Annotated in this window: 16 protein-coding genes and 1 tRNA gene; 5 read left to right on the forward strand and 12 right to left on the reverse strand. The window is 25.1% G+C overall.

Annotated elements, in window-relative coordinates; translation table 11 throughout:
* Positions 1-141: 141 nt before the first annotated feature.
* The 4 genes from nth to pdxH form a co-directional block, all read right to left on the reverse strand.
* A complete protein-coding gene (gene nth / locus FD727_RS00745) occupies positions 142-771 on the reverse strand; it encodes an endonuclease III (RefSeq protein ID WP_159938258.1) in 630 nt (209 codons plus the stop codon).
* A gap of 3,293 nt (positions 772-4,064) precedes the next feature.
* On the reverse strand, positions 4,065-4,346 hold the full coding sequence (locus tag FD727_RS00750) for an RnfABCDGE type electron transport complex subunit B (protein WP_370515951.1): 282 nt from the start codon (positions 4,344-4,346) through the stop codon (positions 4,065-4,067).
* A 1,128-nt stretch (positions 4,347-5,474) separates the two neighbouring features.
* Positions 5,475-6,749 (reverse strand): tyrosine--tRNA ligase, encoded by a 1,275-nt coding sequence (gene tyrS, locus FD727_RS00755; protein WP_159938260.1) that lies wholly within the window; start codon positions 6,747-6,749, stop codon positions 5,475-5,477.
* 141 nt (positions 6,750-6,890) lie between these two features.
* Positions 6,891-7,562 carry a pyridoxamine 5'-phosphate oxidase gene (pdxH, locus tag FD727_RS00760; RefSeq protein ID WP_159938261.1) on the reverse strand — a complete coding sequence of 224 codons (672 nt, stop codon included), beginning with the start codon at positions 7,560-7,562 and terminating at the stop codon, positions 6,891-6,893.
* Positions 7,563-7,970: 408 nt separating this feature from the next.
* Here pdxH and FD727_RS00765 point away from each other — a divergent pair, with 408 nt between their 5' ends.
* Positions 7,971-8,441: a glycine zipper 2TM domain-containing protein gene (locus FD727_RS00765; RefSeq protein WP_159938281.1), complete on the forward strand. Its 471-nt coding sequence runs from the start codon at positions 7,971-7,973 to the stop codon at positions 8,439-8,441.
* Positions 8,442-9,051: 610 nt separating this feature from the next.
* Complete coding sequence (gene rnt / locus FD727_RS00770; protein WP_159938262.1) at positions 9,052-9,687, forward strand: ribonuclease T; 636 nt, start codon at positions 9,052-9,054, stop codon at positions 9,685-9,687.
* A gap of 74 nt (positions 9,688-9,761) precedes the next feature.
* Here the strand turns inward: rnt and grxD are convergent, their stop codons facing one another.
* Positions 9,762-10,106: a Grx4 family monothiol glutaredoxin gene (gene grxD / locus FD727_RS00775; RefSeq protein WP_159938263.1), complete on the reverse strand. Its 345-nt coding sequence runs from the start codon at positions 10,104-10,106 to the stop codon at positions 9,762-9,764.
* A gap of 1,226 nt (positions 10,107-11,332) precedes the next feature.
* The gene (locus FD727_RS00780; RefSeq protein WP_159938264.1) at positions 11,333-11,974 is read right to left on the reverse strand and encodes a riboflavin synthase subunit alpha; all 642 of its coding nucleotides are present in this window, start codon (positions 11,972-11,974) and stop codon (positions 11,333-11,335) included.
* A gap of 197 nt (positions 11,975-12,171) precedes the next feature.
* Here FD727_RS00780 and FD727_RS00785 point away from each other — a divergent pair, with 197 nt between their 5' ends.
* From FD727_RS00785 to pykF, 3 genes are all read left to right on the forward strand, one after another.
* On the forward strand, positions 12,172-13,545 hold the full coding sequence (locus FD727_RS00785; protein WP_159938265.1) for an MATE family efflux transporter: 1,374 nt from the start codon (positions 12,172-12,174) through the stop codon (positions 13,543-13,545).
* An 89-nt stretch (positions 13,546-13,634) separates the two neighbouring features.
* A tRNA-Val gene (locus FD727_RS00790) sits at positions 13,635-13,707 on the forward strand.
* Between the two features lie 187 nt (positions 13,708-13,894).
* Positions 13,895-15,307 (forward strand): pyruvate kinase PykF, encoded by a 1,413-nt coding sequence (pykF, locus tag FD727_RS00795; RefSeq protein ID WP_159938266.1) that lies wholly within the window; start codon positions 13,895-13,897, stop codon positions 15,305-15,307.
* A 154-nt stretch (positions 15,308-15,461) separates the two neighbouring features.
* On the opposite strand, the gene sufE is transcribed toward pykF, so the two are convergent.
* From sufE to sufA, 6 genes are read right to left on the reverse strand one after another with little or no spacing between them, the layout of a single operon-like run.
* Positions 15,462-15,890 carry a cysteine desulfuration protein SufE gene (sufE, locus tag FD727_RS00800; RefSeq protein WP_159938267.1) on the reverse strand — a complete coding sequence of 143 codons (429 nt, stop codon included), beginning with the start codon at positions 15,888-15,890 and terminating at the stop codon, positions 15,462-15,464.
* A gap of 24 nt (positions 15,891-15,914) precedes the next feature.
* Positions 15,915-17,138 carry a cysteine desulfurase SufS gene (gene sufS / locus FD727_RS00805; RefSeq protein ID WP_159938268.1) on the reverse strand — a complete coding sequence of 408 codons (1,224 nt, stop codon included), beginning with the start codon at positions 17,136-17,138 and terminating at the stop codon, positions 15,915-15,917.
* Entirely contained in the window at positions 17,123-18,412 is a 1,290-nt protein-coding gene (gene sufD / locus FD727_RS00810) for a Fe-S cluster assembly protein SufD (RefSeq protein WP_159938269.1), read from the reverse strand. The genes sufS and sufD overlap by 16 nt, the downstream gene beginning before the upstream one ends.
* Positions 18,390-19,133 (reverse strand): Fe-S cluster assembly ATPase SufC, encoded by a 744-nt coding sequence (gene sufC, locus FD727_RS00815; protein WP_159938270.1) that lies wholly within the window; start codon positions 19,131-19,133, stop codon positions 18,390-18,392. The genes sufD and sufC overlap by 23 nt, the downstream gene beginning before the upstream one ends.
* A gap of 51 nt (positions 19,134-19,184) precedes the next feature.
* Positions 19,185-20,681, reverse strand: a complete 1,497-nt coding sequence (gene sufB / locus FD727_RS00820) for a Fe-S cluster assembly protein SufB (RefSeq protein WP_159938271.1) — start codon at positions 20,679-20,681, stop codon at positions 19,185-19,187.
* Positions 20,682-20,687: 6 nt separating this feature from the next.
* A complete protein-coding gene (sufA, locus tag FD727_RS00825) occupies positions 20,688-21,062 on the reverse strand; it encodes a Fe-S cluster assembly scaffold SufA (protein WP_159938272.1) in 375 nt (124 codons plus the stop codon).
* Positions 21,063-21,387: the final 325 nt, after the last annotated feature.

A 21,387-nucleotide genomic window follows, 5' to 3' on the forward strand; every position in this document is an offset into this window, starting at 1 on the left:
TTCTATTTAAAATTATATTTGACGCTATATATAATAGCCATTAATGTATATTTTAATATTCACGTATAATGAGTAGAATTGAAATTAAAAATTATATGATGTTTATTGCTAATGAAAAATAAAAATATTTATTTTAGTGATTTATCTTTTTAATTCATATTCGCAAAGATCTTGAATTAAACAAACATTGCAACGAGGTTTGCGTGCAACACAAATATTACGTCCATGCGAAATTAACCAAAAATGGCATTTTAATTTAAATTCTGAAGGGACTACTCTTATTAACTTATCTTCAACTTCTCTAACAGTTTTTCCAGGAGCAAGTTGTGTTCGATTACTAACTCGAAAAACATGAGTATCAACTGCAATAGTGGGCCAATTAAATGCTATGTTAAGTACAACATTAGCAGTTTTTCGTCCAACACCAGGTAATGATTGTAAATCATCTCGATTTTCTGGCACTATACTTCCATACTTTTCAATGAGAATCTGGCAAGTTTTAATAATATTTTCTGATTTTCTATTAAACAGTCCTATATTTTTAATATATTCCTTTATTCCTTCAATACCAATATCTAATATTTTTTCTGGCGTATTCGCTCTTGAATAAAGTTTAGATGTAACTTTATTAACACTTATATCTTTAGTTTGTGCAGATAATAATACGGCAATTAAGAGTTCAAATGGTGTATTAAAGTTTAATTTGATATCAGAATCTAGATTCATATTTTTTAAAAGCATGAGCATATGAATTCGTTTTTCTTTATTCATATTATTATCCGTATAATTAATAATATTTTAAGTTTAAAAATCCTTTAAAAGATAATATAGCTCTTAATAAGAATTAGTTAAAATTTATGATGATTACCTATTCTTTATATTTTTATCCAAATAACAGATATACAATTTATGTTTTTAAATATCGTTTTTCTAGCAACATATGTTTCAAAATAATCCAAAATTACTATGGATAAAGTAGAATAGATATTAATATAAACTATCTAAAATTAAATATAAAAATTATTCTTTTATAATATTATTTTATATCTTTTATTATAATATAATATATTATATTGAATTAATATTGTAAAATACCTAGTTAATAATATACTTTATACAAATAAACATATATTAATATATACAGCTAAAGGAAATATTCCTGACATAAATAAATGATCAAATTTTAATAATTATCTATTAATTAAATATAAAATTAAATAATTAGTAATTATTTATGGAAATTTAGTAAAAAATTGATTTTTAAAATTATTAAAATAATAGAAATAATATCTTATATTGGATATAAACCTATAAGGTATTACTAGTATTACTAATATACAATTATGTTTTCTTGAACCTTTCTTATTAATTTTAGTTTAATTAATTATTTTAATATTTATTTAGATAAAAAATAAATATTTTATTTTAAATAAATAAAATAATAAGTTTTCAAATTTAATTATTAAGTATAAAGTGATAATAATGATTATAATTTATTTAAATTAAATAATACTATTTTATAAATTAGTTTATCTATTAAATTAAATAGATTTAGTATGTATTTAATAACTGAGTTCAGTTCATATAGATATTTTAAATACATTAATCTTACTATTATAATCAATTACCTTAATTATACTAAATAATAGTATTATCGTTATGAACCATATATTGATAATATAATAATTAATATATCAGAAAGATAATTAATATATAAATTAATAATTTAAATTTAATTAAATAACTTGTAATATTTTATATTAGATTAATGTAATAGAATATATGAATCAGTAACATTACTTTAATATTAATTATAAAAATAATAGTTACTATTAATGAATTTTAATTGTTAATGTGAAACCATTAATTTTATTAACATTAATGTTTTATGGTATATACTTAATTAAGGATATTATTCAACCGATACAACACACATATTTAGTAGTGATATAGCGAGATATATTATGTCTAAATAACTATCAAAATTATGATTTAATAATTAATTAATCTCATAAGTGATTATTAGTTAATTAAATATATATAGCTATTTATTGAAATGAACATTACCCTTAGTTTTAATAAAAAATATACTAAACACATAGATACCTAAAAATAGATTCATGAAAGATGTTATTATAGTTGTGACTTAATTATCTTCCAATTTAATGAAATAATATAGAGCTCAATATTAAAGAAATCATTATACTTGTTACATATGATTTTACAAGTATATATTATCTAACAATTAATATATAAATCATCTTGTAAAGAACTATTATATAAAATATATGAAATAATTTTAAAAGATTTTAATAGTATATCTTAAGTTATTTTATCTAATAAGAGAAAATTTATACTTTTCTTCAATGAAATAATATATTTTGAATTACTTATCGTTAACATTACAGTAATGTAAAATTACTCATTTGCAAAGTAAATAAAATTAATAATACAAGCAAGTCATTTCTTAGTGGATATAAACAATAAATATTGTTTCTAACATTACTAAACATTGAGGTGACATTGCTAAATAAAATAGAGTTAATAAAATAGAATAATTTTAATAAATAATTTATTTACTATAAATAAAATTTATTAAATACTAACTTATATATATAATTCAGTTTAATAAAAGATATAAATTCATTTAATAATTATAAATTTTTGTAGTTTCTAAAAATCTTACGTATTGTATACTTAAATTTTATTTTTTTATAAATATTTACTTAGCTCATTTTCAATATTTTTAATTTTTTTAAAATGTAATTTAGCATTATCATCATATTTTAATATTCTTTTTATAACAAATAATTATGATTCTTAAAATAAAAGAGCGCTATATGAAATACTAAGATGAATCTCAGTCAAATTTTATGTTTAATATATTTATCAATATGATATTAATTCGTAGTACGTCATAGTTATTTATGCCATAATGATATTATCATGAATATGATAAAGGATTTATTAAAAATAATATTAGCAAAAATCTTTCAACAAGTGCAATATGCTATGTTAATATAATTTATAAATCTACTTTTTAATAAAATTTTAAAAGATAAGTACTTATATTTATAAATAATATATCATTAAATTATACACTAATAAAAAAATCATTAATAATTTAACTATTATTTATTTAGAATATAAACTGAAATAAAACCCATATGATATAAATAAACTAAGTTGAGTACTATAACTATATATTTAGTTATAAAACAATATTAATAACAATTAGTTTAATTATCTAAACATTACTAATGTTTTAAATTAATATTATTAACTTTATTATATAGATATTATCTAGCACTTTTAACCTAGATATTTTTGTTTAATTGTTTTTTGCTATATTATGATGATTTATTGTTGTTAGGAGCAATTGAATATAATTATCCTTAGATATGGTTTATCTAAAATATTAAATAACTCATAATTTATTAGCTTATATAAAGTTTCCATATCAATTAACAGATTAGTAACATCGTGTAGTAAAATCCGATAACTTTTTACAATTGAAATTGTAAAAGCATGTGGACCTTAAACATTGTTTATTAAAATAATATGTAATTTATATTCGTCTGTATTAATAATAATAATTAATTGTTATTATATATAATGCTATTTTGATTTTTTAAATCATAAAACTAATATTATTTAAATTTTAAATATATATTTTGTAAATTATAAAATTGTCAATTTTAATGTAGATTGAGTTTGATTTATTAGTTTATACCATTTAAGAAAACTAAAATACATAGTTTAAAAATCATTTAAATCATTATTTATTATAATGATAATGTATTATTTTTAAGAATACTTAAAGTACGAGCACGTATACAAATAAAAGATATTCATTAACATTAAGTTAACTTGTAACTATATAACACCTCTAATTTTCTTTAATGCATAACATACTATAAAACAATATCTAAGAATAGCATTCTGACTGATTCTTGTATCATTTATTTATACTATTATTTAATTTTTAATTATTCTAAAAATATTAAACATAATCTTTTTATCTACCTTAGCTACAGTAAAAATAAAATTCACATATTCTATTTTTACTGATTAAATCTGCTTGAATTATTTTCAAGCAGATTAATACAATTAGTTGGACAACTTGATATACAAAGACCGCAACCAATACAAAAATCTTTTAATACAGTATGTATTGTATGCTTAGCACCTATAATAGCTTTTGTTGGACAGATCTTACTACATTTAGTACAACCGATACAATATTCTTCACTAATACACGCAATGTGATTTAATAAAGATGATTTTTCTTGATTATAACCCATATATTTAAGTACGATATTAAATAAAAGTGATAATTCAATAATTAATTATATACTAAGTGGATGGTATTATTAATACTAATTTCTTTTTTTTGCTTAGCGTCTTTATATATCCACTATAATTTATATGATGATGCTTAACATAATAATTTTTATAATTATAAATATTTATTTATTTTTAAATATATTTTTACTTTCCAACAATATTAGTGGTGATATATCAGCTAATATTAAATATAAAAAATTCATAACGAAAATAGCAGTGATGATTTTAATCATCGCAGTTTTACCATACTATTAAATCACATAAATGTTAATTTTATTAAAACGATTGCAATTAAATATATAGAAATCATTTATAACAATATTTGTTAAAATTAACTATTGGTGAATCTTACCGAAGAATATTTTTAATAAAAAAGCCAACCAAGCAATAAATTTACAGATAACGTATTATAAAGACTTATAATTAAAATTTTATTAATCTTTAAAGATTAAAATAGTTCGTGTTAATATATACTAAAATGATACGTAATTAATATATACATCGATTAGTTTGTTTATAATTAATTTGATACATCGAAATATAAAAATAATAAATAGATTATTATCTATAATATACAAATAGAATTATTCCAATAATATTTAAGTTAAATAATCAATTAACACGTACATATTGATGATAGTGTAATTAAGAAAATTATAGATAAATCGTATTAATAACATCTTATATCTTATTTTAAAATATAAACAATGAATCAATAAACAACTATTCTACTATTATAAAATCATCTCTTTAAGATGGATTAATCAATAAAATAATTAAAATTTAATTGATTAATTGAATAAGGTGAATATTGTTTACCTGTTAAAATATGAATAAATTTATAATAATCAGTTTATATAAAAATATTTTAAACTGTAATATGATTACATACTTTCTATTTATATAACATGTTATTTAAAAAATCGTATAAAATGATTATAAAAAATTATTGATGATGAAAATATTTGTTTATATTAGTTGATATTGAAGTCATCAATAATTCAAATATATCAATATTATAATTTATAAATATATTTGTGTTAAATATATAATTTTAATTATTATTTATTTTGAAATATAGATGGAGTTTATAAAAAATAACTTAACAAAAATCATACTATATAATTTTATTGCCAATTGATTAAACAGTAAAATTTTTTACCTCTACGTAACAATGTAAAACGCTTAAAAAGTTTATCTTCTTTACTAAAGCTATATTCAATATTAGATTGTTTTTTTCCGTTAATCGTAATTGCATTAGAAGAAATCATAGTACGAGCTTGACTACGTGATGAAGCCATTGTAGCTATTATTAATGCTTGTTGTAGGTTACTATTTGAAGATAATGTAATTACTGGCATGCCATCTTGTTTTAATTGCTCAAAATCAGATTCAGTCATATTTGTCAAATTACCATAAAATAGATTATGCGTAATACGTTTTGCTGCAATTAGCCCTAGTTCTCCATGTACTAATCGAGTAATTTGCTCAGCTAATATATATTGAGCTTGTGGCGTTTGATTAATATTTTTATCTTTTAATTCTAAATCATTAATATCTACAACATACATAAAACTAAAAAGTTTAAGTAAACGGTAAACATCAGCATCTGCTGTATTAATCCAAAATTGGTAAAATTTATATGGACTAGTCTTTTTAGCATCTAACCATACTGATCCTTGCTCCGTTTTACCAAATTTAGTTCCATCAAATTTAGTAATCAATGGTAACGTTAAGCCCCAAGCTTTATGCTGATATAAACGACGTGTAAGTTCAATGCCAGCAATAATATTACCCCATTGATCAGTTCCTCCTATTTGCAAAACTACACCATATCTTTTATGTAATTCAGCAAAATCATAAGCTTGTAGTAAATTATAGGAAAATTCAGTAAATGAAATACCATATCCTTCACGATTTAGACGTTGTTTTACTGCATCACGATTAATTATTTGGTTAACTGAAAAATATTTGCCAATGTTACGAAGAAAACTGAGTAAATCCATATTACCAAACCAATCATAATTATTAACAATGATAGCACTATTACTACCACAATCAAAATTTAGAAAAAGTTTAATTTGATTACTAATGTTTTTTACCCAATTATTAATATTTTCAATAGAATTTAATTTACGTTCTGTTGCTTTAAAGCTAGGATCACCAATCATGCCCGTAGCACCACCTATTACTACTATTGGTTTATGTCCAGCTTGCTGAAAACGTTTTAAACAAATAAGAGGCACTAAATGACCAACATGTAAACTATCAGCGGTAGGATCAAATCCACAATAGAGAACTATTGGTCCTTTTTGTAATTGTTCAACAAGTTCCTTCTCGTTTGTTAATTGAACTATTGATTCCCTTTCTTGTAATTGTTGGAGAATATTACTATTGAACATTAACAACTCCAAATGTTCTAAATTGCATAATTATATTAATATAGCTCTTAAAATAAACAAGAAGATCATATCATTAATATAGTTGTTAAAACTACTGTTAATTCCTATATTTTAAGATAAGCAACATATATGAATATAATGTTAAGGAAATAAGCGAGTAATGAACCAACTACAATTTTCTTGAATTTGATAAATAAAACGATCGTGTAAACGATATTTACCACCTTGCCAAAATTCTATAGAAAAATATTTCACACAATATCCACCCCAAAAATTGGGTAATGGAATTTTACTTTTATTAAATTTTTTTTTAAATCTAATAAATTCTGCTTCCAATATATTTCGTTTTGAAAGAACACTAGATTGTCTTGAGGCCCAAGTAGCAATTTGACTATTACGTGGTCTACTATAAAAATATTTAGATATCTCTAATGGAGGTAATTTTTCAACAGTACCTAATATTATTACTTGACGATCTAAGCTATGCCAAGGAAAGTGTAATGAAACACGTGGATTATTTCCTAATTGTAACGCCTTACGACTGCTAAGATTTGTGAAAAATACCATCCCTTTTTCATCATAATCTTTGAGAAGTACAGTACGTTGATAAGGTTGACCGTTATTATCTACAGTGGATAATATCATTGCTGTTGAATCAGATATATTAGATAAACAAGCTTGATGTAGCCATTGTTCGAATAGTACCAATGGATTATTTGGTAAATCTTTACGATTTAACGTGCCTCGATTATATTCACGTCGAATATAAGCAACATTTTTAATTATATTATTGTTTATATTAATTTCATTCATATAAAAATCATTAAGTTAATATTAAATATTTTAAATTTAAATGATTATAATTAATAATTAAATTTATTTGTAATGTTTCAATTTCTAATTATCTATTTTATCTATATTTGTATGTATATAGATAATTTTATTTTTAAAATAACTCGATAATATTTGCTTGTATCATTTTTAAATAATTTTATTGTTAGTATAAAATTATTTAATTTAATCATACACTATATGTAATCAAAAAAACTACAAATAATTATATTATTATTTATATAATATTTAGCATTATGTAAATAAGTAATTTAAAGTTTTTTGTTAACTGAAGATTTTAATTTATAGTAAATAAATAAAATTTTTGATTTATACTATTTTAGTAAACGATGCAAAATGATCTTGGATATATCTCAAAGGAAATTCATGATGATTAATCATTTTTTGTCTTTAATATTAATTAGTTTAATTTTGACCAATTGTGCTAGTAATGATCCTTATTATCAAGATACTTACAGCCATAATGAAATTAAGCAAGTACACAATGTTTTTTACGGTACATTAATATCAATGAAACCAGTACATATTGAACTTAATAACGATAGAAATGTAAGTGGTATAGTTAGTGGTGCTGTACTTGGTGGTTTTTTAGGTAATACTATAGGAGGTGGTACTGGTCGTAATTTAGCTACAGCAAGTGGTGTGATAATGGGCGGACTTGTTGGTCAACATATTCAGAATATGAATAATAAAGCTAATGGTGTAGCGTTAGAAATTCGTAAAGATAATGGTCATGTAGTTATGATAATACAAAAACAGTCTATTAATCATTACGTAATAGGTCAACGTGTTATGATAGTATCAAATAACAACAAGATTATAACAGTCACTCCACGTTAAAATATAACAAAAATATTTTGCGTCGTTTTTTGTAAAATAATCAGATTCAGATCTATATCTGATTGAGTTGTCATAATTTTTAAAAATTATGATACAATATTCATATCATTTTAATCATAAATAAAACTAAATATATATTTATATTTTGTAATGATTGCTATCTTAATTATTATTAATATTATATATATGATTAATTTTATTCATTATTTATATATTATTTTTAATAAATAAATATTTAATGATTAAACTGCGTTATTTTATATATAAACTTTATAATTTATTTTTTAATTCATTATATTATGATCATATAAATAATATAATAACAATATTATAATTTTTATAAGTTTGAAAATTTTTATTTTTACAATGATATTACTATCCATGAGTATGAATATAATTGTTATTATCTAATGTTAATTTAATTAAAACTAATAGATTAAATCTATTTAAAATTTCATATTTATGTCAATAAATTTAATTATTATATTAATTAGCAAGTAATAATCTATAAGACTAATTAATTTATAACTTACATAGTTAAGAATATTTTATCATATTATTTATTTACCTTTAACTAAATTCGCATTTATTAAAAATAAATAAGATTATCATGCCTGAATTAAATTCTTTAAATGCTCTCTATCAACGTTTTCGTGGCTTTTATCCTGTAGTAATTGACATTGAAACAGCAGGACTGAATGCAAAAACTGATGCACTGTTAGAAATAGCCGCTATAACATTACAAATGGATGGAGGTGGATGGTTGCATCATAACCAAAGTCTATACTTTAAAGTACAACCATTTAAAGGTTCACTAATGCATTCAAATGCATTAGCATTTAATGGGATTGATCCTACTAATCCGTTACGTAGCGCTGTAAGTGAATATGAAGCATTACACGCAATTTTTAAAATGGTACGTAAAGGAACTAAGGAAAACTCTTGCCAACGAGCAGTCATTGTAGCACATAATTCTACTTTTGATCATAAATTTCTAATGGCAGCAGTTGAACGCGTAGGTATGAAGCATAATCCATTTCATCCATTTGCTACTTTTGATACTGCTGCTTTAAGTGGATTGGTATTAGGTCAAACTGTATTGGCAAAAGCATGTGAAGCAATCGGAATGAATTTTGATAAAAATCAAGCACATTCAGCATTATACGATACAGAACAGACAGCAAAATTATTTTGTGAATTAGTAAATCGATGGAAAAGATTAGGAGGTTGGCCTCCTAGTTCTTAAATATTAAATATATACAATATAAATTGTACTTTATTTTTATATACTTAATCAATATACATATAAGACATTAAGTGCTAACGCTTAACAAGTGCTTTATTTTTATATTTTTTAGCTGTATTTTTAATTAAAGGCTCTAATTCTCCATTTCTAAACATTTCTATGATAATATCACATCCACCTATTAATTCACCATCAACCCATAATTGCGGAAAAGTTGGCCAATCAGCATATTTTGGTAATTCGGTACGAATATCTGGATTTTGTAGTACATCTACGTATGTAAATTTTTCTCCACAAGCAGTAAGAGCTTTAACAGCTTGTGCAGAAAAACCACAATTTGGTTCTTGTGGAGAACCTTTCATGTATAGTAAAATGGGATTTGTTGAAATTTGAAACTTTATTTTTTCAGTAACAATCATAATTTTTTCCAATTATGTATTTTATTTAGTATTTATCAATATAACAATTTTTAGTTAAAAGTAAATCCTAATTAGGAAATAAATTATTTAATAATTAAATCATACGTAATATTTATTATGTTAATTAATTTTTTAAATTTGATGAACTTATTTACGAAATAATTTAATTATATTTAATAATATTCTTTGTACGTTGTATATTTTTTATAAAATATTATTTACATTATATTTAATATATCTTAAATCTTTTAATATTAATAAAATATATATTTTAAACTATTTTGTAAATATATACTATATCATATGAATTATTAATTATAGTATGTTATAAGTATAATTTGTCTATTATGAAAATATTTATTATTAAATAACGAATAGTAATTATAATGTGTTAATATGGTTAAGTAATATATTGTTATAAATAGCATATTAATATCTAGGTTTAATTTAATAAAATTTTATTTTTTCTTTTTATAATTAGTATAAATCTTTAAAAATTAAACTCATATTATTCATAGATTAATGAAATTAAATACACTTACTTTACATATTTTATGATGTTTTTATAAATATAAAAACATCATAAAATTTTCTAGTTTGTAAGCGAATGAAAAATTTTTAATAAAAATCTTAAGATGTTTTTTATTACAAATATTCTAAAATTACAGAATACAATATTTTGGAATCACTAATTATATTTTTCATTAATAATTAAAAGAACAAATAATTACATATTTAAGAGTTTCGCATTGTTTAATATAACACATTATATTAATCTTGAATTAAAATAATAATATCTGTATAATAAAATTATATAAATATTAAATATTAAAGTTCTAGTTTAAAAATAAATGAATGATAATCAATAATTTAAATTTAACTTAGTTATTAAAATACAAGGATGAATTATTTTTAAAATAAAATTATTATTTAAGTATTATGAAATATTACTTAAGTTATTTTTATTTATTCTGAAACTTTCAGTTGACATATAACTAATATTTTTATTAAAATTTTTTAATTTTTAAAAATATAAAATTGACATTGAATATTAAAGTGAAAATATGATAAGTATATAAATACTAAAAATAAACTATAATGTATTTATAGTTTGAATATAGAAAATTTCTCTTTTTTAATGTAAATTAGTTAACGGATTTTAAGTTAGAGATAAAATGTTTTTATATATTAACTAAATATACATCATAAAATATTAAATGTAATTTTTAATTAAAAGTATTTTTTGTTAGCATTGAAATATTAGTCTGAGATAGAAAACTTTCCACAGTTTTTATTATTGCTTGAGTATATGAGTCAATTTCAATATTAACTTTATCCGCTATTGTCTTCATGCCTAACGAAGTGCGTTTTAATGTTTCTGGTATTAAGTTTACACATAATCCTTTATTATAAATATTGCTAACTGTCAAACTAATACCATCTATACCAATAAAACCTTTATGGAGAATATATTTCATTTGCTTTTTATCCAGTAATTCAAACCATACTTCTTTATTATTTATTGAATTTTTAATTTTAGAGATTGTAGCGGTGGTAACAATATGTCCAGACATTAAATGTCCTCCAATTTCATCACTCAACTTCGCTGCACGTTCAATATTTACCATATCTCCAATTTTTAATTCTCCTAAATTAGTTAAATTCAGTGTTTCTTTAATTAACATAAAGCTAACATAATTTTTTTCTATATTAGTTACAGTTAGACAACAGCCATTATTTGCTACCGAAGCTCCAAGATTTAATCCAGTTAATAATACATTAGGAAAATGCATTACATATATATAACATGTATCTATTTTCTTTATATCAATAACTTTTGCTATACCTTGTATAATTCCAGTAAACATAATTTTCTCCTCTGAAAAATTTATGTTAATTTATCATGCTTTGTTTAATTAATTGAATTGGAAACTATTGTCAAGCCATAAATATTTATTTAAAGAAGTTATAAACAATAACTGGTAATAATTGTTGCTATCAGTACACTATCAATACATTTTAAAAATTATTTATTTTATCTTTTTTAAGATTAAGTAGGTATTATTTGCAGAAATATTTAATAGAAGCACGTGAATTAATAATTCTTGCTATTCCAGTTATTTTTGCTCAAGCAGCTCAAAGTGCTATGGGTTTTGTTGATACTACTATGGCAGGGATGGTAAGCGCTACTGATATGGCTGCTGTTGCTATCGGTACCTCTATTTGGCTTCCAGCCATTTTATTTGGTCATGGTTTATTATTAGCTTTAACACCTACTATCGCTCAATTAAGTGGATCAGGAAGACGTAAATATGTTGCCGAACATACTCGTCAAGGTTATTGGTTAGCATTAGGGGTAGCATTATTAATTATGCTAGTATTATGGGAAATATCTTCCTTTTTACATGTTATTAACAATATTAATTTAGATTTAGCAGCCAAAGTAAAAAGCTATTTGCATGCCCTTTTATGGGGGACTCCTGGTTATTTATTTTTCCAGGTTATACGTAATCAATGTGAGGGTCTTGCGAAAACAAAACCAGCTATGGTACTAGCTTTCCTTGGATTAATAACAAATATTTATTTAAATTATATTTTCATTTACGGTCATTTTGGAGTGCCTGCTTTAGGAGGTGTAGGCTGCGGTGTAGCTACAGCATCTGCTCATTGGATACTATTTATAGTAATGCGTGTTTATCTAAAATATATGGTGAGTATGCGCGATATTCAGATGACAACACGTTGGTCTCCTCCATCACGTATCATTCTAACAAAACTTATGAGATTAGGAATACCAGTAGCTTTAGCTTTATTTTTTGAAGTAATGTTATTTTCTGTAGTAGCTTTGCTTGTTTTGCCTCTCGGGATTGTTAAAGTAGCTGGACATCAAATAGCACTTAATTTTAGTTCATTAATGTTTGTATTACCATTATCACTTGGAGTGGCTACAACTATTCGTATAGGCAACTGGTTAGGACAAGGCTTAACAAAACAAGCAAGAATTTCTGCGTGGGCAGGACAAGGAGTTGGAATTACTATGGCAGTTATTACTGCTTTTTGTACTGCTATGAAACGATATGATATTGCTGCTTTGTATACTAATAATTGTGAAATAATAAATTTAGCCTCAGAATTGATATTATTAGCTGCAATTTATCAATTGTCAGATTCTATTCAGGTTATTGGTAATGGTATACTACGAGGTTATAAAGATACTCGTTCAATATTTTTTATTACATTTATTTCTTATTGGATATTTGGTTTACCCATAGGTTATATTTTAGCACTTACTGATTTAGTAGTGCCACAACTAGGTCCGTCTGGGTTTTGGTATGGTTTTATTGTAGGTTTAACATTAGCAGCAATAATGATTACTTGGCGCATTTGCTATTTGCAACGTTCACCAGAACACATAATTCTTGCAAGAGCTGCACGCTAAGATATGCTATTATTGTTTAGAAAATTATTTTTTCTTGCTAGTATTAATTTTTAAAGTTAATATTGATTTTTTTATGTGTTGCATAAGATGCGTTCTTAGCTCAGTGGTTAGAGCATCACCTTGACATGGTGGGGGTCGATGGTTCAAATCCATTAGAACGCATCATTTTTTGTGATTCATGTTAATCAATATCTATTTAACTTGATATTTAATTTTTATAAAAATTAAATATCAAGTTAAATAGATATTGATTATAATACATTATGGTTCTTATCTTGAAAAAGATGTGTTACCAATAACATTATAATACCTGTAATTATTTAACTCTATATTTTATAAAACATCTAATATGAAAAAAACCAAAATTGTTTGTACTATTGGTCCAAAAACCGAGTCAGAAGAAATGCTCACTCAATTATTAAAAGCCGGTATGAACGTAATGCGTTTAAATTTTTCTCACGGAGATTATACTGAACATAGTAAACGTATTGCCAATTTACGTACTGTGATGAAAAATACTGGAAAACAGGCTGCAATTTTACTTGATACTAAAGGTCCTGAAATTCGCACAATGCAACTAGAAAATAATAAAGATATATCACTTAAGATAGGTCAATTTTTTACATTTACTACTGATAAAAATTTAATTGGTAATAAAAATTGTGTTGCAGTCACTTATGATGGTTTTGCGAAAGATTTAAAAATTGGCAATATTATTTTAGTTGATGATGGTCTTATAGGTATGGAAGTGATAAATATCATAGGATCAACAGTTTTATGTAAAGTTTTAAATAATGGAGAACTAGGTGAAAATAAAGGAATTAATCTACCCGGAATCTCTGTTCAATTACCAGCATTAGCGCAAAAAGATAAGTTGGACCTAGTTTTTGGATGTGAACAAAATGTAGATTTTGTTGCTGCTTCATTTATTCGTAAACGTTCTGATGTTATAGAAATCCGTGAATATTTAAAGATACATGGCGGGGCGCATATTCAAATTATTTCTAAAATTGAAAATCAAGAAGGATTAAATAATTTTAATGAAATTCTAGAGGTTTCAGATGGTATTATGGTAGCACGTGGAGATCTAGGAGTTGAAATACCAGTTGAAGAAGTGATTTTCGCACAAAAAATGATGATCAAAAAATGTAATAAAGCAAGTAAAGTTGTCATTACTGCAACTCAAATGCTTGATTCTATGATAAAAAATCCTAGACCAACACGCGCAGAAGCTGGTGATGTAGCCAACGCTATTCTTGATGGAACTGATGCTGTAATGTTATCAGGAGAAAGTGCAAAAGGTAAATATCCATTAGAATCAGTTAATATAATGGCAACTATTTGTGAACGTACTGATCGTGTGATGAAACCACGTATTAAATTAATACAACATTCCCGTAAGATACGTATTACTGAAGCTATATGTCGAAGTGCAGTTGAAACAGCTGAAAAACTAGATTCATCTCTTATTGTAGTTGCGACTGAAGGAGGAAAATCTGCAAAATCTGTACGTAAATATTTCCCTTATGCGATGATTTTAGCATTAACAACTAATCCCATTACTGCACGTTATTTAATCTTGAGCAAGGGTATAGAAACTAGATTAGTACCAAAGATTGCATCAACGGATGATTTTTATAGAATTGGGAAAGAAATTGCATTACAAAGTGGATATGCCAAAAAGGGTGATTTTATTGTTATGGTTTCAGGTGCATTAGTACCAAGTGGTACAACTAATACCACTTCAGTGCATATAATTTAGTTATAAATTAAAAATTTTATTTATTAATAATATTTAATTAATAAAAGAAATGCTTTTTTCTTCTTTTTAAAGGTAATTTGATTAAATACAATAGATATAAAATCTATATAAATTTCTATATGAGTATCAGCTCAAGTGAATTCTTATAACTTATTTATTTAAATATAAAATTTTTTGCATTACCTTGAATTTTATTAATCATTGATTCCATACCTTGAGAACGAGATGGAGTTAAATATTGTATCAATTTTAATTTATTTAACCAATAATAAATATCTAAATTAAGAACTTCGTGAACTTGAAGTCCTTGATAAAAAATAAATACTATAGCTAATAATCCTTTAACAATAACCGCATCACTATCACCTTCAAAGATAATAGATTGATCATTCTGCAATGTCATGCGAATCCAAACGAGACTTTGACATCCAAATATCATATTTTGGGGTTGGCGTAATAATTCAGAAGAATTAGATTCTGATAACTTTTTTCCAAGTTCTATGATATAGAGATATTTTTCTTCCCAATTAGCACAACAATTAAAATTACGTAAAAGTTTTTCTCTATCTGGCAAATATGCCATCTATCTAATACTCCTAGTTTTGATTCATCCACCTAATAAGCGATGAATACGTATTAAACTTGCAGCTAATCGATCAACCTCTTCTTCACTATTATAAAATACAAAAGAAGCACGACACATACTGGACACTACATAGTGTTGCATTAACGGCATGGCACAATGATGGCCTGTACGAATTGCAATGCCGTATTGATCAAGAAAGCTCCCTACATCGAAAGCATGATATTTACCTAGATTAAAGGAAATAACACCGCAGCGTTCTTTAGGACCATAAATAATCAACTCAGGAACTGTTGATAATTTTTCTAATGCATAATCCATTAATAAATTTTCACGTTTAAAAATTATATCTAAGCTAAGGTTATTAACCCATTTTAATGCAGCACCAAGACCTATAATACCTACTATATTAGGGGTACCAGCTTCGAAACGCCATGGAATCTGGTTCCAGGTAGTGCCAGAAGGTAACATCACCTGTTTAATCATAGCACCACCACCTTCCCAAGGTGGCATAATGTTCAGTAAAGATTTACGTGCATATAATACACCAATGCCTGTTGGTGCATAAATCTTATGTCCTGAAAAAACATAAAAATCACAATCAAGATCTTGCACATCAACAGTACAATGCATTACGGCTTGTGCACCATCTACTAATGTTAGTATCCCGTAAGATTTTACTTTTTCAATGATCTTTTTTATAGGATTAATTGTACCAAGTACATTAGAAACATGGGTTAAAGCTAAAAGCTTTGTACGATCATCAATTAATTCGTTAATATATTCCAACATTAATTCACCATAATCATTGAATGGTAAAATACGAATTTCTGCTCCGATACGTTCTACTAACATCTGCCATGGTACTATATTAGCATGATGTTCCATCTCAGTAATAATAATATTATCACCTAATTTTAATTCATTATTACCCCAGCTATTAGCAACTAAATTTATGCCTTCTGTAGTACCTTTTACAAAAATAATTTCTTCTGATGAAGCAGCATTAACAAAAGAAGCTACTTGATTTCGAATATTTTCTATATTAGTAGTAGCTTGTATACTTAAAGAATGTATTCCACGATGAACAGAAGCATAATTATGCTGATAAAAATAATTTTCTGCATCAATCACTGAGAGTGGACGTTGAGAGCTAGCTGCATTATCAAAATAAGCTAATGGATGGCCATTAACTTTACGATTAAGCATTGGAAATTCTGCTCTAACACTTTTTATATCGAATTCCATGTTTTAACTCCAAAAATATATGAGTTAATTCTCTGTAATATTCCATGACGTATAGTATTATCTTCCAAATTTGCCATAAGGTCTGCAGCAAAAGCGTTTATTATTATTTGTTGTGCTTCTTTTTCATAAATACCTCGCGTACGCAGATAGAAAATTTGTTCATTATTTATGCAACCTACTGTTGCACCATGTCCACATTTAACGTCATCAGCATAAATTTCTAGTTGTGGTTTAGTATATATTTCAGCTAAATTACCAATTAATAAATTATTATTAGTCATTTTACTATCAGTTTTAAATGAATTTTGTGATACTTTAATATGACCGTTAAAAACTGCACGACCTTTATCACATACAATTGCTTTATGAAGCTGTCGAGTTAAACAATCTATCTGATTATGCTCTAAATAACTACGAATATCTGCAATTTCTGAATGACTTGGAATTACTAGACTTTTTAAATAAAGTTTACTCTTTTCACCATTCATTTGTACGCTGGTATTATGGCGTAATCGTTTAGAACCAATTAAAAAACTGGTACTATTAACTTGAGCATTACGATTAATTATAATATCATTATGTGAAAAATGATAACTATCATGTTCTTCAAACGTTATTTTAATATGATTTAAATAAGCATTATTTGCAATATTTGATGTTAAACGTGCACCAGTGAAGTGTGGCATATTTCCTAAAGTAACATAATGTTCAATTATCTTTGCCTTAGCATTTTCTTCTAATTCAATATGATGACGATAATGAACTGTATTTAGTCCATTGGATTGTCCACACGTAATATGCAATAAATAAAGCGGACGAGATACTATGTTCCCATGTGGAAGATGGATGAAAGTTATTTCTTCAGCTAAACTTTCAGTTAAATGTAAAAAAGGCTCTGATTTTATTGATTTTGGAAGTTTTTTAGTATTACCTTCTAAACTATGTTTAATTGTAAATAAATCTGTATTACTGGAGCTCATTTCTGGTTGAAAGTGTCCATTTACAAAAACTAAACGGATGGCGTTTAATGCAAAAGAATGTTTATTAACTTGATCAATCAAAATTTTATTAATTGTTGGTAAAATAAATTTTTGTTTAAAAAAACTTTCTAATGATAAATTTTTCCAATCTTCATCATTAATATTTGGTATACCGAGACATATTAACTTTTGCCAGTGATGTTGTGCATATAAAGAAGGCTTATTTTTACGAGATTTAAATATTTGATACCATTGTTGTATAACCTTGTTATCATTGTTTGATGACCCAATCATAACCTTGTTCCTCTAATTTTTTTACCAATGCAAAATCACCTGATTTAATGATTTTACCCTTATAGAATATATGCACAAGGTCTGGTTTAATATAATTTAAGATACGTTGATAATGCGTTATAATAATGAAAGAACGATTGTTATCACGCAATTGATTAATACCGTCAGCAACAATTTTTAATGCATCAATATCTAGACCAGAATCTGTTTCGTCTAAAATACAAAGTTTAGGCTCTAATGCTACCATTTGTAGGATATCATTACGTTTTTTCTCTCCTCCAGAAAACCCTACGTTAATAGAACGTGTCAATAAATTTTTTGGCATCTTAAAGGATTGGATCTTATCCATTATAAAATCTTGAAAATCAAATCTATCTAATTCTTTTTGTTGACGATATTTGCGAATTGCATTTACTGCAGTTTGTAAAAATAATTGATTACTTACTCCTGGAATTTCAACAGGATATTGAAAAGCTATGAATATACCTTCTCCTGCTCGTTCCTCTGGATTTAGTTCTAACAAATTTTTATCTTTGAATATTATTGAACCAGATGTGATTATACAGTCATCACGGCCAGCTAATACTGCAGCTAATGTACTTTTACCAGATCCATTAGGTCCCATAATAGCATGTACCTCACCTGGTCTAATTTCAAGGTTAATACCATTTAAAATCTCCTTATCCATAATATTAACTTTTAATTTCTGAATGCTTAACATACTTAATACTTCCTTTACTCTGTACATGTTTGTGTAAATACATATATTTAATTAACCAACACTATGTTCAAGGCTAATAGCTAATAATTTTTGTGCTTCTATAGCAAATTCTAATGGTAGTTCAGAAAATACTTCTTTACAAAAACCATTCACTATCATAGAAATTGCATTTTCCTCATTGATACCACGCTGTAAACAATAAAAAAGTTGATCCTCACTAATGCGCGATGTTGTTGCTTCATGTTCTATCTGAGAAGTATTATTACGTATTATCACATTCGGAAATGTATGAGCTCCACATTTTGTACCAATTAGCATCGAGTCGCATTGAGTAAAATTACGGGCATTAGTGGCAGTCGGCATAATTTTTACTAGTCCACGATAAGTATTTTGACTGTTACCAGAAGCAATGCCTTTAGAAATAATAGTAGATTTAGTATCTTTACCAATATGAATCATTTTGGTACCAGTGTCTGCTTGTTGATGAGCATTAGTTACGGCCACGGAATAGAATTCACCAATAGAGCCATCACCAAGCAGGATACAGCTTGGATATTTCCATGTAATAGCTGACCCAGTTTCTGACTGTGTCCAAGACATGTGACTATATTCACCTTTGCATAGAGCACGTTTAGTTACAAAATTAAGAATACCATTCTCATTTTTGGTACCTGGAAACCAATTTTGTACAGTAGAGTATTTTACTCTAGCATTTTTATGAATTATCACTTCCACTACAGCTGCATGTAACTGATAAGTATTACGTGCTGGAGCAGAACATCCTTCTATATAATTAACATAGCTATTTTCTTCAGCAATAAGAATTGTACGTTCAAATTGACCTGTTTTTATTGAATTAATACGAAAATAGGTTGATAACATCATAGGACAATATACATTTTTAGGGATATACACAAAAGTTCCATCTGAAGCAACAGCAGAATTTAATGCTGCAAAAAAATTATCGTTATATGGTACAACACTACCAAGATATTTTTTAACCAATTCTGGATATGTTTGAACAGCTTCACTAAAAGAACAAAAAATAATACCATATTTTGCTAATTTTTGTCGATATGTAGTAGCGACTGAAACAGAATCAAAAATAGCGTCAATTGCTACTTCTTCTTTACCTTCACGTACAGGCACTCCTAGTTGATTAAATGTATTTTCTACTTCTTGTGTTAAATATTTATTTATGGATAATTTATTAAGTTTCTGTATATCTTCTAATTTAGAATCAGCAACATTATTGCAATTATTGCAATATGGTGCTGAATAGTAACTATAATCTTGATAATTTAAATGATTATAATGAGCATTTAGCCAATGTGGCTCCTCCATTTCTAACCAAGCTTTAAAAGCTTTTAAACGAAATTCAAGCATCCAATGCGGTTCTTTACGTTTAGATGAAATAATCTGTACTGTATTTTCATCAATTCCATTTGGTAATTCATCATTTTGTAAATAAGTATAAAAATTCTTTTTATTAAGATATTTATTTTTTTCTGTTTGTATATTATTAAAAAATTTTTTATTATGTGACATCTTCATTTACTCAATATTAAAACTTGCACCACAACCACAAAAGTGCTGAGCTTTAGGATTATTAAATTTAAAAACTTGATTGAGCCCTTCAGAAACATAGTCTAATTGAGTCCCATCCATAAATGGCATCGATTTAAGAGGTACAAAGAGTTTTATACCAAATTGTAAAAATTGAAGATCTTCATTAGATAAATCATTTACCATATTCATAACATATTTTAAACCTGCGCAACCAGCATTTTTTACTTCTAAACGGATACCCTTTATATTTGGATTTTTTTCAATTAAGTAATGAATTTGTTTTGCAGCAGATGCGGTAAGAGTTAATCCTTTCCAGATCAAATTCTCAGGTAAAAAGGAAGATATACTCGTTACTGACATAATAATACCTCATGAATTTAAATTATTTCTAATTGATATTTATGCAATCAAAAACTTTATAAGTTAAATAATTTATTTATATTTAAAATGACTACATAAATAATATTATATTATAGATTGATTAAAAATTGATGTTCAATAAATTATATAAATAATATGCTATATGTATAATAGTAACTCAATAAAAATGAAATGATATTTCATCAACAAAAAATTAATAATTATTAAATTAATATAATCTAAATTATTTTAATATTAAATAAATATTAATAATTTTATTATATAAAATATTTTAATGGTTTAAATCACGTATTTAATTACATTC

This window comes from Pantoea sp. Mhis (genome assembly GCF_009830015.1).

What these genes read in the sequence shown, in the direction of transcription:
- nth (WP_159938258.1), bottom strand. Translation starts at nt 771, where the DNA reads ATGAATAAAGAAAAACGAATTCATATGCTCATGCTTTTAAAAAATATG.
- tyrS (WP_159938260.1), bottom strand. Translation starts at nt 6,749, where the DNA reads ATGTTCAATAGTAATATTCTCCAACAATTACAAGAAAGGGAATCAATA.
- pdxH (WP_159938261.1), bottom strand. Translation starts at nt 7,562, where the DNA reads ATGAATGAAATTAATATAAACAATAATATAATTAAAAATGTTGCTTAT.
- FD727_RS00765 (WP_159938281.1), top strand. Translation starts at nt 7,971, where the DNA reads ATGATTAATCATTTTTTGTCTTTAATATTAATTAGTTTAATTTTGACC.
- rnt (WP_159938262.1), top strand. Translation starts at nt 9,052, where the DNA reads ATGCCTGAATTAAATTCTTTAAATGCTCTCTATCAACGTTTTCGTGGC.
- grxD (WP_159938263.1), bottom strand. Translation starts at nt 10,106, where the DNA reads ATGATTGTTACTGAAAAAATAAAGTTTCAAATTTCAACAAATCCCATT.
- FD727_RS00780 (WP_159938264.1), bottom strand. Translation starts at nt 11,974, where the DNA reads ATGTTTACTGGAATTATACAAGGTATAGCAAAAGTTATTGATATAAAG.
- pykF (WP_159938266.1), top strand. Translation starts at nt 13,895, where the DNA reads ATGAAAAAAACCAAAATTGTTTGTACTATTGGTCCAAAAACCGAGTCA.
- sufE (WP_159938267.1), bottom strand. Translation starts at nt 15,890, where the DNA reads ATGGCATATTTGCCAGATAGAGAAAAACTTTTACGTAATTTTAATTGT.
- sufS (WP_159938268.1), bottom strand. Translation starts at nt 17,138, where the DNA reads ATGGAATTCGATATAAAAAGTGTTAGAGCAGAATTTCCAATGCTTAAT.
- sufD (WP_159938269.1), bottom strand. Translation starts at nt 18,412, where the DNA reads ATGATTGGGTCATCAAACAATGATAACAAGGTTATACAACAATGGTAT.
- sufC (WP_159938270.1), bottom strand. Translation starts at nt 19,133, where the DNA reads ATGTTAAGCATTCAGAAATTAAAAGTTAATATTATGGATAAGGAGATT.
- sufB (WP_159938271.1), bottom strand. Translation starts at nt 20,681, where the DNA reads ATGTCACATAATAAAAAATTTTTTAATAATATACAAACAGAAAAAAAT.
- sufA (WP_159938272.1), bottom strand. Translation starts at nt 21,062, where the DNA reads ATGTCAGTAACGAGTATATCTTCCTTTTTACCTGAGAATTTGATCTGG.